The following is a 15,010-nucleotide window of genomic DNA, read 5'->3' as shown; positions in this document are numbered from 1 at the left end:
AATGATTAATAAAGTAATTTTGATTGGAAGAATAACACAAGATATAGAATTAACTTTTACAAAGCAAGGTAGACCATATGCAAGAACATCACTTGCTGTAGAAAGAAAAAGACTTTCTGCAAATTCTGAAAGACAAACAGATTTTATTCCTATTGTATTATGAGGAACAACTGCAGAATTTATGAGTAAATATTCTAGAAAAGGTTCATTAATTTATATTGAGGGTGAACTTCACATTAATCAATATACAAATCAATTAAATCAATTGCAAAGATCTACAGATGTAACTGTACTTGAATGTAAAATTTTAGAATCAAAAACTTTAATTGAACAAAGATCACATAGTTACAGTCCCCAAACACAAAACTATAATCAGGGTGCTACTAAAAATGTTCAATCAAATAACAATGAAACTTCTCATATAGTAGAAAGTGAAAAAACAAATACTCAAGAACCTGAGACAAATAACTTGCATGAATTTGAAGAGTTAGCATTTGTTGAAGATGGTTCTGGATTATTTGAAAATGAAGATTAATTAGGAGGAAAAATGGCATATATTAAACGTAAAAAAGTTTTTGCAGGTAGAAGAAAAGTATGTATTTTTTGTGAAGAAAATCAACACTATGTTGACTATAAAAATACTGAGCTTCTTAACAAATTTATTTCTGCAACAGGTCAAATTAAGGCAAAATCATTAACAGGTACTTGTGCAAAACACCAAAGAAAAGTTGCAAATGCAATTAAAAGAGCAAGATTTATGGCTTTAATTCCATACACAATTGTTCGTGCTCGTTTGATGTCAAAATAATTAAATATGACATATCTATTAAATCGTTAATCACACAATATTTCTTGTGTGATTTTTCATATTTATTTTAGCTAAATTAGATTAATTTAATCATTTAATCTTGTGATTTTTAATAATATTTTTAAAATTTTAATATAATTTATTTTAATGAAAAAGAAAGCATTATTAATACAGATTTTAGAGGTTAAGAATATTTTTTATATTTTTAATGATTTGGAATATCCATGTGAATCTTGTGATGTTGAAGAATATCGCGAGAATCTTTATGATACCGTCTCCCTTTCTTTTATTTTTTAAATCCAAAAATAAAAGAAAGGAGAAAAATGGCTATTAATAAAAAGAAACAAAATCATATTATTGAATTAAAAAATATAGTTAAAACTTTTGATAATAAAACTGTTTTAAATAATATTGATTTAAAAATTAATAGAGGTGAATTCGTCACATTATTAGGACCATCCGGATCAGGAAAAACAACCATTTTAAGATTAATTGGCGGTTTTGAATGAGCTACTCGTGGTGAAATAAAGTTCAATGGATTAGATATTAAAGATCTTTCTCCATACAAACGAAATGTTTCAACTATTTTTCAAGATTATGCTTTATTCCCTCATTTAAATGTTGAAGGAAATATTTTATATGGACTTAAAATCAAAAGAGTTCCCAAAGAAATAATTAATCAAAAATATATAAATGCACTAGAAATTAAAAAGAGATATTGAGAAGAAAAAGCAAAGAAAAAAATGCAAGCGCTTGATTTAATTCAAGATAAATATATTGAAGAACTAGAAAAATTAAAACCTGGTACATATCAATATAACAAACGACAATCTTGATTAGATGATTCTGATTTTAAATATTCTTATTGAGAAAATTTTGTACAGTTAAAAACACAAGATTATGAAAATAAGTATTTTAAACGTAAGATGTCTAATGAAGAGTTGAATGAAAAAGTTAAAAGAATTATTGATATAGTCGGATTAACCGGTAATGAAACTAAAGCGATTAGTGAACTTTCAGGTGGTATGAAACAACGTGTTGCACTAGCTAGAAGTTTAGTTATCGAACCTGAAATTTTACTTCTTGATGAACCTTTGAGTGCCCTAGATGCTAAAATTCGTCAAAAAATGCAGGTTCTTCTAAGAACGATTCAACAAGAGCTTGGATTAACATTTATTTTTGTTACTCATGATCAAGATGAAGCACTAGAATTATCAGATAGGATCGCAATTATGCGTGATGGAGTTATTGAACAATATGATACTCCTAAAGAAATTTATGATTATCCAACAAATATATGAGTAGCAAAATTTATTGGTGACTCTAATATTTTTAATGGTAAATTTTTATATGATGGTAATGTAAAATTATTTGGAAAGAAATATAAAACTATTCATGATGAAGATGAATTTGAAATCAATTCAGAAGTTGATGTTTTAATTAGACCAGAAGATATTGATATTTCAAATACAACTACCTCAAAAGAAAATAAGATTATTGGATATGTTAAAGAAATTTCATATCGAGGAAGCTATTACTACTTAAAAATTGAATCTGATGAAGGTAATATTTTTCATGTTGAAACAGCTAAAAAGTTTCATCTTGATGAAAAAGTATTCCTTAGTTGAACTATTGATTCGATTCACTTAATGAAAAAAGATCCGAAGTGGAATTATAATCAAAATGAGTTTTAAAATAAAATCACTTTTTAAGTTTGATGGTAAAGCTTCACTATTCATTCCTTATTTTTTGTTAGCAATATTTTTAATAATTCTTCCAATAATTATGATTATAGTAAGTGCTTTTTCTACTAAAGATTTTGATGCTTATGTACTTGTAAAAGATGCAAATACATGAAATATTATTTTCAGATCATTGTGAATTGGAATTGTTTCAGCTTTATTGTGTTTGTTAATAGGATTCCCGTATGCATATTTTGTATCAATATCTAAGTCCAAAATTTTTAAAATATTTGCTTTGAGTCTAATAATTAGTCCATTAGCAATTTTTACTGTCGCTAGAATTTATTCAATTAAAGGACTTGCTTTGGCTGTATTTGCTAGCAATCCAAAATCGTTAAATAATGAATTATTTATTATTTTTGGGTTAACATACTTAAATGTTCCTTTAATGATTATGCCTTTATATACTGTATTTAAAGATATGCCTAAAAATATTATTGAAGCAAGTCATGATTTAGGATTCAATAATGTTCAAACAATTTTTAAAGTTATTATTCCGTACGGAACAAGAGCAATCATTAGTGGACTTGGAATTATCTTTTTATCAAGTGCTACTACATTTATTGTAAGTGCCAAATTACTTCCAGATGGATCTCAAAATCAATTAATTGGAACAGTTATTAATTCAAAAATTAATCCCGGAAATAAGTATGATTTAAGTACTGGTTCAATGTTGGTTATTGTTGTTTCTACTATATTTATTGGTATATATTCACTGTTATTAATTGTTCCTAAAATTATTTTTAAACTTAAAAAAGGAGCATATTATGAATAAATTCACTACTTTTTTAAGAAGAAGTTATATTTATATTATTTTATCTTTTGTTTATGTACCACTTGTTTTTGGAGTGATTTTTAGTTTTAATAAACCAACGCCCAAAGGAGAATTTAATCCAACTTGAACGGCTTCGACAAGTGAAAATTGAAAGAGCTTATTTAATTCTGGTAGAGATTTAAGTTTAATTAATACATTGATTTTGGCTATAGTGGTTAGTGGTTTAGTTATTATTTTAAGTTTAATAACTGTTTATGCTGTCTATCGACAAAAAAATAAATTACTAAAAACAACATTAACTGCTACTTCAAACATTCCCTTAATTAATCCTGATAATATTACTGCAATTGGCTTAGTATTAGTATTTAGTGCATTCTTTGGAATTGTTTCAGTTGATAAAGAAGGATTTGGTAGAGTAATTGTAGGACACACAATTATGACTTTACCTTATGGAATTTTGCTAATGTTGCCAAGATCTGAAAAATTTAATAACAATCTTTTTGAGGCTTCACAAGACTTGGGCTATTCAAAAATTCGTTCATGATTTAAAACTTATTTAGTTTATATGATACCTTCAATTATTACTGTACTAGTAGTAAGTTCTGTGTTTAGTTTTGATGATTTTATCATCACTAGAACATTATCAAACACATCTACACTTGGAACAAAATTGTATGAAGGTGCATTTGAACCATGAGGTTTAGTTTTAGGTTCAATTGTGCTTTTTATCGTCTTAACAGCTAATATAATTTACGGAATATATAAGCTAAAAAGACAGTAATATCCAATTGAAAAAATTTTATTCCCGTTATAGAAATAAAATTTTACTAAGTGTAGGTGCTATTGTAGGTATAAGTGTTTTATGTGCAATTGCAGTAACTAAAATTACAACTAAATTTAAACCTAGTTTTTTTAATTATAAGTCTTATATGTCAGAACAAAATATTAATAAAATTAATGAAACGTTTGATTATAAAGAATTTGATGAAATTAATGAATTTAGTAATGCATTAATCAATAATAAGGCTGCTGCTGGTATTGGTTCAGAGTTTTTGGCAGCTGAATTAGTTAAAAAACATTTAATTGGGAAAATTGATTATTCTATTTTATTAAATTTACCTGAATTAAGCGGTTATTTAGAATATGATTCATTAAATGAAAAAATTAAACAAAATAAATTTACTAATGAGCAAGAAAAAGCAAAAATAATTGCAAAGTTTAATATTGTAAAGCAAAAAAAGATAAAGATTAAGCAACTTGTGAAACTTTCATTAAGAAAAGAAATTTGGAATCATATTAATAAATATAAATTACAAAATAATGATGAACTTTGAGAGTATTTTTATCCTTATTTTTCACAAGATATGGTTATTGCTTATAATATTAAAAAAGTTCCACTGAAGAAGTCAAACAATTATGGTGCAATAGATTTTTCGAAATATAAGAATAAATTTAAAAATGATGATATAAAAGACCCACTTGCAATCATAAATGTTCTTAAGATACTTTCTGAAAATAATTATGATAAATGATACATTACTGATGCAATTCGTGATAATTTGCTATACGGCTCAGCTTATTGACCTTTGCCGAATTCTCGTACTGAAAAGAATTTTACTGGGAATGTTTCTAATGCAGATGATAATAATAACCAAGTATATAAAATCTTAATAGACTCATTCGCTGATCTAATTAAAGATGGAACCGGTTATGAAATTAAAGATAATAAACATATTACTTTTAAGGGTGATGGTTTAGAAATAGTTAATGACTTAATTAACCCAGCACGCCCTGATGTTAATGCTTCAATACTTTACAATGGTGATGCAATTGATGCGTATTATGGTTCAGATAATTTTCCAAATGTTGTTGGCGATGGTGAGATTAGAGGAATAAAACCAAAACAAAATATTTTATTACTTGATGGATATGTTGTTTCATCTGGATTAGCAAAAGAAAATGCTTCTAAATACACCAAAACCGTTTCGCAAAGTATTTTTTCAGGAAGTTTAGATATTATTCAAAGTTATAAAGAACTTCGTTCAAAAGGCCTAGTCAATGATATTTTAAATATTAAAGACGATTCTAAATTTGAGCTTATACAACAAAGAGTTTCACAAGCTCAAATTGCAAAAAATTGAGAATTTATGAAGAATAATCAAATTCAACAACTTTTAGCAAATTCTAAACAAAAGTATCAAACTAATAAAGTATCAAACTTGATTGAGAAATATAAAAAGATGATTGATTTATCGAACAAAGGAAATACTGAAAAGTTTAATAATTATTATAAAATACAACTTGATTATGAAGCTGGTAAAGAAGTTGAATTTGAAAAAAGAATTAGTTTTATTCCAATAATTTTTAATGAATATCTTAGAAATAATTTTAGTGATTTTATAGATGAAATATCACAATTAATTAAAAATGAAAAATATGAGTTTGGTGCTAAACTAACAAATAGTTTAGAAAAGAGAATTTTTACTCAGTATATACTTAATGATCAAACTGATTTAAAAACAAAAATAAATGAATTAAAAAACAGATCAAAAGATTCATTTAATAGTGATTTAAAGAGTTTAATTTATTCTTATTTAAGTTACAAATTAGCATATTTAGATTTATCTAATGAAACAAATAAATCTAAATATAACTTTAGTAATTTTGATTTTGTTAATTATGATCCAACTAACATTGCAGATTATGAACAAGTTTTACAAAATTATTTTTTAGATCCGATTAATGGATATGACAAGAATGCAATTTATCTATATGAAATATCAAATATAAATGGCGTTATCCACGAGAACATTCAACCTGTGTCAGATGAATTGCAAAGTAAAATTACAACATACTATTTTAATAAGACCAAATCATAAATTAATCAAAAAGTTAATATTAAAAAATGTTAGCTTTTTTTAATATAATTGAATTTTTGGTGATATGCATAATTAATTTAAATAAGTATTAAGACAAAAAAATAAACCAAATTATAAAAATAACATTTAATACTATATAACAGTTATAAATGTTTAATTTTAATAATTTAAAAGTTATTTATATAGCTATTTAAAAAAGTAACTTTTTTAGTACAATTTAAATAAGATTTTTATTTTAGTTATTTTATCTAGGAGAATTTATGAAAAAAACAGTTTTGATTGTTATTGATGGATTAGGATTAAGAAAAGAAACTCAAGGAAATGGGTTTGCTTTAGCTAATACTCCTACATTCGATAAATTATTTAAAGAATATCCAAATTCAATCTTACAAGCATCTGGGGAATATGTCGGACTTCCTAAAGGTCAAATGGGAAATTCTGAAGTTGGTCATTTAAATATAGGAGCAGGAACAATTGTTTATACTGGTTTATCATTAATTAAAAAAGCTTTAGCTGATGGTACATATAAAACTAATAAGGCTTTTTTAGAAGTATTCAACAATGTAAAAGAAAATAATTCAACCTTACATTTAATGGGGTTATTATCACCTGGTGGTGTCCATTCATTAGAAGATCATTTATTTGAATTATTAACAGCTGCGCATGAGTTTGGAATAAAGAAAGTTTCGGTGCATTGTTTTGGTGATGGAAGAGATGTAGCACCAGAGTCAATCAAACCTTCATTAGAAAAATTACAAAATCTTTGCGATAAATATGGTTATCATATTGCGTCTCTTGCAGGTAGATTTTATGCAATGGATCGTGATAAGATGTTTGATAGGGTCGAAAAAGCCTATGATGCATTATTAGGAAAATCAAATACTACTTTTAAAAACGCTATTGATTATGTTGATTTGCAATATAAAAATGGGATTACAGATGAATTTTTAGTTCCTGCTATTAATGAAAGTCTTTCAAAAGATTCATTTGTTAAAGATTATGATTCAATTATTTTCTTTAATTTTCGTCCAGATAGAGCAAGACAATTAGCACACATTTTTATTAAATCAGACCTTTATGATTTCAAACCAAAAAATGAAGTACAAATTAATAAGTTTTGTTCAATGATGAAATATGAGGGATTGCAAACAATTGTTGCTTTTGATGAAATGGAAGTTCCAATGCCGATTGGAAAGGTTTTAGAACTTGCTAATTTAAAACAATTGAGAATTGCAGAAACTCAAAAATATGCTCACGTAACATTTTTTATGGATGGCGGGAATGATATAGAATTTAAAAATTCACACCGTATTATGGTAGATTCACTAAAGGTAGAATCATACGCAGATGCTCCTGAAATGTCAGCAAAAGGAATTACTGACGCATTAATTGATAACGCTTTAAATTATGATGTAACAATTATGAATTTTGCTAACCCTGATATGGTTGGGCACACAGGAAATTTAAATTCTACCATTAAAGCAGTAAGTTTTTTAGATACACAGATAAAAAGAATTGTAGATTGAGCAGAAGCTAATGATGTAACAGTTTTTATTACAGCAGATCATGGAAATGCTGAAATTACAGAAGATGAAAACAACAAACCAGCTACAAAACATACTAGTAGCCCAGTAATGTTTATTTGTACAGATAAAAATGTTAAACTAAAAGATGGTATATTGGCTAATGTTTCTCCAACTGTACTTGATTATATTGGTGTTTCAAAACCAAAAGAAATGGATCAAAATTCACTTTTAGTGAAATAGTTTTTAAGTCACTTTTTATTTAGTGACATTTTTTTTATTTTTTAAAGGAGTTTTAGATGGAAAAAAGAACTAAATATATCATACAAACTGGTGGAGTTTTATCAGGTTTAGGAAAAGGTGTTACTTTAGCAAGTATTGGTAATTTACTTAAGTCACAAGGATTTAATGTTTTTGTTATGAAACTTGATCCTTATCTCAATATTGATCCAGGCGTAATGTCACCAACTGAACATGGCGAAGTTTATGTAACAAGCGACGGAGGCGAAACTGATTTAGATTTAGGGCACTATGAGAGATTTATTGATGTTAAGCTTTCAAGACAAAGTAATTATACAACCGGAAGAATTTTAACTCATGTTTTTGAAAAAGAAAGAAAAGGTTTATATAACGGAAAAACAGTTCAAATAGTTCCACATGTTGTTGATGAAATTATTGAAATTATTGAAAATATTGAAAAAGAAAAACAACCTGATTTTATGTTGATTGAAATTGGTGGTACTGTTGGTGATATTGAATCTAATCCATATATTTATGCAATTTCAAAATTTAGATCAATGAGAAAGAACGATGTTTTATTAAGTCATTTAGCTTTTGTTCCTTATTTAAGTGCCTCAAATGAATATAAGTCTAAACCATCACAAGTATCAATTTCTACCTTACGTTCATTTGGATTGAACCCCGATGTTTTATTATTAAGATCACAAGGCAAGGTAGATAATAATATTGTTCAAAAAGTCGCAGAAGCATCATTTCTAGATTCGATTAATGTTATAAATATTCCTGATAAAGCCAATATTTATGAGATTCCATTATTTTTAAAAGATCAAAATATAATTCAGGTAATTTATAAGTTTTTTAATATTAAAAAGAAAATAAAAATTAACGTTTATAACAAATGAATAAATTTTGTACATAAATACTTAAAGGAAAATAAAGAAAAAATAAATCTTCTATTAATTGGAAAATATATTGAATTAGAAGATGCTTATTTATCTATTATTACCTCATTAAAAATTGCAGCAGCGCATAATGAAGTAGAACTAAAATATGATTTAATTAATGCTGATGATATTAATGATGATAATATTTCTAGCAAAATAGATAAATACGATGGGGTTTTAATTTTACCTGGTTTTGGAATTAGAGGATTTGAAGCAAAAGTTAGAGTTGCTCAATATACGAGAACTATAAATAAACCAACTTTAGGTATTTGTTTAGGATTTCAAGCGATGGCAGTTGCTCAAGCAAGATTAAAAGGATTCAAAAATGCAACTAGCAAAGAATTTGTTGATAAAAAACAAAAGCAAACTTTTGTCTTAACTCCGTTTTTTGAAAATGGTGATAAAGATATTTTGGGCGGAACATTACGTTTAGGTGAACAACCAATTATAGCTAAAAAAAATACGCTAGCACATCAAATTTATGGATCAAATGTATTTTATGAACGTCATAGACATAGATATGAAGTTAATCCAGAATACCGTGAAAAACTACTTGATGAAGAATTTATTTTTTCAGGAATTCACCCTGAAACTAATGTCGCTGAAATATGTGAAGTTAAAAATCATCCATTTTATTTAGGTGTCCAATACCATCCTGAATTCACTACAAGAGTTTTAAATTCAAATCCACTATTTGATAACTTTATTTTAACAATTAAAAAAATGCATAAAAAAACAACACATTAAGTGTTTGATGGCGGGGGTTAAAGGAATCGAACCCTTACATTCAGTTTTGGAGACTGTTATACTACCATTATACTAAACCCCCATTTAGTTAATGACATTTATCTTTTTAGATAAATGTTTTTATTTAAACTTTATAAATAAAATGTAACCAATATAATAATTTTATACAATTAAAACAAAACATAAAATATTTTTTACTAGTTACTTTTAGACATAATAATTTTTATAAAATGATATAATTAAAAAATGAAAAGAATAGCTAAGAAAATAATAAAATTAAATTTTCAAGAAATAAATTTATTACCAAAATGAACAATTAGAAAAATGGTGTTTGTTGCTATATTAATAGCCATTTCAGTAAGTTTTGTTATTGTTGTTGTTCAAATTATACCACTTGCAGTTATTCCTTCATTTAAGTTTTCCTTTATTGGATTGCCGATAAAAATAACCGGTTTTATCTTTGGGCCAATTATTGGTTTATTTGTTGGATTAATTAGCGATTTATTATCAATATTATTTATTCCTCCTGCTGGATATCATCCTTTATATACCTTAGCTACTGCTTTAAATGGATTTATTCCAGGAATATTCGGTTTATATTTTACTCAAGTTTTAAGAACTGCTTTTAGTTCTAAATATAAAATTCAAAGAATAACTCAAAAGATTTCAATTTTAGGAATTAAATATAATGCTGCTAAACTTAATTATGATTATAAGTTAGCTGATAAATATGCAATTAAAATTATTAAATTAGATAATAAAAAAATATATATTAAAGAAAATGAGACATTTAATGCATTAAAAAATATTAATTTAATTGTTTCAGTTATTGTGCTTTGTTTTGTGTTCGGGATTGTTGTAACATTAGTTCATTTAACACCGCAAAATATTTTAGATAGATCATTTATTAGTAATAAAAAAATTTTATTAGTGTTGATGAGCTTAGGAATTGTTTCAATGGTTTTATTTATTATCTTTTCTAGATTTAAACTTAAATCAAAATTCTTTTTAACTATTGCTCCAATAATTTCTTTTAGTGCCGTTTTAGAGTTGGTGAATGTACCTATTTTATCTTATGCTGATTTGCTTTCTATTGGTGGTGGTGATAAAAATAATATTTATATTTGAGTTACTCAACATATCTTATTAAGTCCGATTAAGATATGATTTAATGTTTTTGTTGTTTTCTTTTCTTATTCTATCGTGTATAAATTAATTAATAAAAATGAGGCGTTATCATATAAGTAACTATGAAGATTCAAAATTTCCTAAAAATTTCAAATATTTTTGAAAAATTTGAAAAGAAAAAATTTTCATTTTGATCTAAAAGTCATTTTGAACCATTAGAACATTATATTAATATTCCTGAGCTTTACTTAGATAAGCAAAGCACAGCATTTTATATTTCTTCTAAAAATAAAAATCTTAATTTTAATAATATTTGAAATTCTATAATGAATAACAAAAACTCAAGTTTATTTTATAAAACTGTGAAAAATAACAAAGAAAATTACACAGCAAATAAAAGTGAGATTTTAAAAAAGATTGCTTTTATAAATTTGAGTGAGTATGATAAAAATAATGATGGATTACCTTTTATTGAAATATGAAATACTTGTATTAAAAGTTACGAAACAATCAAAAAACATTATGATTTAAGTATCTTTAATAAAGATTTTGAACTAACAATGAAAAATTCATTGTTCTCAAAAATCACATTCTATTCACAACAATTACATTCAGTTAATTTATCATATCAAAAAGTATTTGATTCTATCTTTCTTGAATATTCTGAAAAAATATCGCATAATAATGATGTTAAAATCATTGAAAGCTTTGCGTCAGTTGTTTATGATGTTGTTACTGATTATAAAAATGTTATGGCAGATCATTTAGTTCGTTTTTTAAAGGATTTAAAAACAAATCATTTTAGATTACTTGAAGAATATGAAAAAAGTGATTTTAATATTTCTAAGAAAATCATTGAACAAAATCGATTAGCTTTAAAGTATATGAAAGAAATAAATAATTCATCAATTCAACAAGTTTCAATTGCTATTAAAAAAAGAGATATTTTACAAGAAATTTCTTTTTATTCATCATATAGAAAAAAACTTACTAAAAAAAATGTTTATTACATAAAATCAATTATTAAAAAACTAACCGGTGAAAAGAAAAATCTTAAAATAATGTTAAAAAATTTAATAAATGATGACATTAAGTGATTAGAAGTTTATAAAAATTTATTAATAAAAAGAAAATTGATTAAGTTTTGAAAAAAACATATACATAATGTGGTTTATTTAAAAAACAATATGATTTTTGATCTTGAAAACTTTGTAGATCAAGAAGTTAAAATATTTTCAGAAAGTAGATTTTTTCCAATTTTAAAAAGTAATAAGGACAAAAGATATAAATTAAGTAGAATAAGACAAATTATTAATTATGAATTTGATATACCAATTGACTTTTACACTTCTGAATCGTATAAGACTGATAAATCTATTGAAAAAGAAATGAATATTTTATTGAAGAAAAAAGACAAGATTGATAAATTAGTTTTTGTAAAAAAAGATACTTTAAATGAACCTTCAAAAATATTTAATTTTGAACAATCTATAAAGCTAGCCCAAGCAGAAGTGAAATGAAGTGATGAATCACAAAATAAATTGTTTAGTTTATTTTTAAGTAATAAAGAAATTAAAGTATCTAGACTAGAAAAAAATATAAAGAGTTATAAAAAAACTGTTGCTCCATTATTAAATTATTTTGAATCAGTAATTTCATCACATGAAAATGCTAAGCAATTATTAGAACTAGAGACAGTAAAAGATATCAAGAGTTTTAGAAAACTTTTTGCTTTTAAAGAGTGGTCATTAAATTTATTAATTAACCTTTCAAGATATACATCGTCAAAATCAAGTGTTTCAAAAAAATTAGAAATCGATTATTTAGCTGCATTAGAATTTATTAGACTTTATGAAAGTTTATCAATTAATATAGAAAAGATGTTTTTGCCTTATAAAAAACTTAAATTAGGTGAAAAATTTAAGCTAAAATTTGTTAAATATCACCTTAATGGTGCTAAGTTTTTATTTGTACAAGATGATAATTCAATTAGTTATGAAGAAAAAAAAGAAATTCTAAGAACTCTAGGGAACATCTCGAAAAGTTTTTCTAGTTCATTTATTTTTATTACTGATGATCTTAAAATAATAAATGAGTTATTTGAAGAAGTTTATTTCTTTGATGATTTTAAACTACTTGAATGAGGTTCAAAGAATGAAATTCAAAAATTGCCTGTTAATCCAACAATAGCTAAATTGTACAATCCAGAAATTAAAATACCTAATTTTAATGACTATTATAAAAACAACGATTATTATATTAATGACAGTTATATTCAAGTAAAAAATAAAAATCATTTTATTAGTTCTAGTTTACATGATTATGAATATTGATTATCTAAAAAATATTTAGATACCAAGGAAGATCCGCACAACAAAACAGGGAAATCATTATGTAAAAACAATACAAAACGTTTTATCGCAAACCACATTAAGGGGTATTTTGATGATGTAGAAATATACCTTGATGATGTTAATAGTAATTATTATGAAAATTTTAATCTTAATGATAATTTTTTAATGAATGATTACCTTAATCACATTGAAGTTGTGACAAAAGAGAGTTCTAAAACAGCTTCTGATGAGGAATTGCAAAATATTTTTTAAAGATTAATGCATATTTTTGGAGCATAAAGAATTTAAAGAGAATTTTTAGTATCATAGGATAATGTTTCGAAGAAAAATATATGCCAAAAACAAGGATTAAATTCATTCTTTTGGCATTTTTTGTTTTTGCAAAGATAAACTCCTAAAATTTAAGTTTTGTAGTTTAACTCTTATTTTTTAAATTTAATATTTTAGAAAATAATTTTTTTATTAAAATTAAATTATTTTTGTTTTCAAATGTATTTACAGATTAAAATTTCTTATAGACAAAAAATTTATTTTATTTTTAAAATTATAAATATTGGAAAAAATTGAAAAAAGAAAATCCTGTGTTTTTTATGAAACACAGGCATTGATTTAAAGTTTAGAAACTTCAATGATCGCTTTTTTATTTTTAAGGTTACTTTCAAGCACTTTGAATGCTACTTTATTTTTTAAAACATAACGAGTATTTTTATATAATTTTGTTTTTTTAGTCTTAAGAATTAAGAATTTAGCTAGGCTTAGATCTTCTTCTGAATCTTCTAATAGCGACTCATCAATTTCTAGTTGCTTAAAGAGATCTCACATAATAACATCATCTTCAACCCTTGACTTTTCTAATGAAATTTCATAGATCTTTTCTTCATCATCATATTCATCATATATTTCACCAATTATTTCTTCAACAATGTCTTCAATGGTTATAATTCCAATTATTTCTGAACCATTATTATTTTCAGTCACGAATGCCATTTGAGCTCTTGCTGAACGCATTTTTTCTAAGGCACTAGATAAAATTGAATTAGCTGAAACAGTCGGAACCAACTTCATATAATTAATGATTTTACCTCTTTTAAGATAAAAAATATCTTTTAATAATAATATCCCAATTAGTTGTCCATCTTTCTCTATCGGGAGTCTTGAATAATTTGTTTCTTTAAAAATATCTAAGGCTTCTTGAATATTCGCTTTAAATTTTATTGAGGTTACATCTTTTAATTTAATATAATGTGAAGATACTTTTGTTGAGTCAAGATCTAATGCTTTTTGAGCCAGAATACTTTCACCAGTTTGCAAAACACCTTCTTTCTGAGCCAGATTAATAATTGTTTTTAAATCATCTTCTGAGTTAGTAACATAAACCTTTTTAGAAAGCTTTGTAATCGGCCAAGTTAATATTCAAAATATTCAATAGTTTAAATCAATATATCATCCAAAACATTGTAAATATTGTTTTGGATATTGTTTAGCTATTAATTTAGGTGTTATTTCGCCAAATAGCACAAGTAAAGGTGTAACAACTGCAGTTGAAACAATAATCGCTATTCTTTCTTCATAGATTACTTTACTAATTAAATATGCAGTAATTGTTGAGGTTGCTACATTAACTAAATTATTTCCGATTAAAATGGTAGTTAAAATTCGATTATAGCGTTTATGATGTCTTTCTATTAATTTGGATGATTTCTCCTTATTTTCTAACATTTCGTGAATTTTAACACCTGAAAAAGATGAATAAGCAGTTTCGCAACCACTATAAATAGCGCTTAGTATAAATAAAATAAAAATTGTGATAAGGATACCGATCAGCTGTCCTATGGGAAGTTCCATTATATATTACCTACTTTGTGTTTTA

The 15,010-nt window shown here is 25.1% G+C and carries 11 protein-coding genes and 1 tRNA gene; 10 read left to right on the top strand and 2 right to left on the bottom strand.

Going from position 1 to position 15,010, the window contains the following annotated elements:
- The first annotated feature begins 1 nt into the window (after position 1).
- From EXC48_RS03545 to EXC48_RS03510, 8 genes are all read left to right on the top strand, one after another.
- Complete coding sequence (locus tag EXC48_RS03545; protein WP_129720832.1) at positions 2 to 535, top strand: single-stranded DNA-binding protein; 534 nt, start codon at positions 2 to 4, stop codon at positions 533 to 535.
- Between the two features lie 12 nt (positions 536 to 547).
- Complete coding sequence (rpsR, locus tag EXC48_RS03540) at positions 548 to 808, top strand: 30S ribosomal protein S18 (protein ID WP_015287546.1); 261 nt, start codon at positions 548 to 550, stop codon at positions 806 to 808.
- Positions 809 to 1,131: 323 nt separating this feature from the next.
- Positions 1,132 to 2,502, top strand: a complete 1,371-nt coding sequence (locus EXC48_RS03535; protein ID WP_129720830.1) for an ABC transporter ATP-binding protein — start codon at positions 1,132 to 1,134, stop codon at positions 2,500 to 2,502.
- The gene (locus EXC48_RS03530) at positions 2,492 to 3,325 is read left to right on the top strand and encodes an ABC transporter permease (RefSeq protein ID WP_129720828.1); all 834 of its coding nucleotides are present in this window, start codon (positions 2,492 to 2,494) and stop codon (positions 3,323 to 3,325) included. The genes EXC48_RS03535 and EXC48_RS03530 overlap by 11 nt, the downstream gene beginning before the upstream one ends.
- Complete coding sequence (locus EXC48_RS03525; RefSeq protein ID WP_041593814.1) at positions 3,318 to 4,106, top strand: ABC transporter permease; 789 nt, start codon at positions 3,318 to 3,320, stop codon at positions 4,104 to 4,106. Before EXC48_RS03530 ends, EXC48_RS03525 begins: the two co-directional genes overlap by 8 nt.
- Before the next feature lie 7 nt (positions 4,107 to 4,113).
- On the top strand, positions 4,114 to 6,204 hold the full coding sequence (locus EXC48_RS03520; protein WP_129720826.1) for a type 2 periplasmic-binding domain-containing protein: 2,091 nt from the start codon (positions 4,114 to 4,116) through the stop codon (positions 6,202 to 6,204).
- A 260-nt stretch (positions 6,205 to 6,464) separates the two neighbouring features.
- Entirely contained in the window at positions 6,465 to 7,970 is a 1,506-nt protein-coding gene (gene gpmI, locus EXC48_RS03515) for a 2,3-bisphosphoglycerate-independent phosphoglycerate mutase (protein ID WP_129720824.1), read from the top strand.
- Positions 7,971 to 8,026: 56 nt separating this feature from the next.
- Positions 8,027 to 9,658, top strand: coding sequence for a CTP synthase (locus EXC48_RS03510; RefSeq protein WP_015287538.1), 1,632 nt, complete (start codon positions 8,027 to 8,029; stop codon positions 9,656 to 9,658).
- Positions 9,659 to 9,666: 8 nt separating this feature from the next.
- Here the strand turns inward: EXC48_RS03510 and EXC48_RS03505 are convergent.
- A tRNA-Trp gene (locus EXC48_RS03505) sits at positions 9,667 to 9,740 on the bottom strand.
- Between the two features lie 164 nt (positions 9,741 to 9,904).
- On the opposite strand from EXC48_RS03505, the gene EXC48_RS03500 reads away from it, so the two are divergent.
- Both EXC48_RS03500 and EXC48_RS03495 read left to right on the top strand, forming a co-directional pair.
- Entirely contained in the window at positions 9,905 to 10,906 is a 1,002-nt protein-coding gene (locus EXC48_RS03500) for an ECF transporter S component (protein ID WP_015287537.1), read from the top strand.
- A gap of 2 nt (positions 10,907 to 10,908) precedes the next feature.
- Complete coding sequence (locus EXC48_RS03495) at positions 10,909 to 13,392, top strand: MAG1360 family OppF-related protein (protein ID WP_129720823.1); 2,484 nt, start codon at positions 10,909 to 10,911, stop codon at positions 13,390 to 13,392.
- Between the two features lie 357 nt (positions 13,393 to 13,749).
- On the opposite strand, the gene EXC48_RS03490 is transcribed toward EXC48_RS03495, so the two are convergent.
- The gene (locus EXC48_RS03490) at positions 13,750 to 14,985 is read right to left on the bottom strand and encodes a CNNM domain-containing protein (RefSeq protein WP_129720821.1); all 1,236 of its coding nucleotides are present in this window, start codon (positions 14,983 to 14,985) and stop codon (positions 13,750 to 13,752) included.
- Positions 14,986 to 15,010 lie beyond the last annotated feature (25 nt).

It is taken from the genome of Mycoplasmopsis cynos (assembly GCF_900660545.1).
In the GTDB taxonomy this organism is placed as follows: domain Bacteria; phylum Bacillota_I; class Bacilli_A; order Mycoplasmatales; family Metamycoplasmataceae; genus Mycoplasmopsis; species Mycoplasmopsis cynos.
This window is presented reverse-complemented; position numbering and strand designations above follow the sequence as displayed.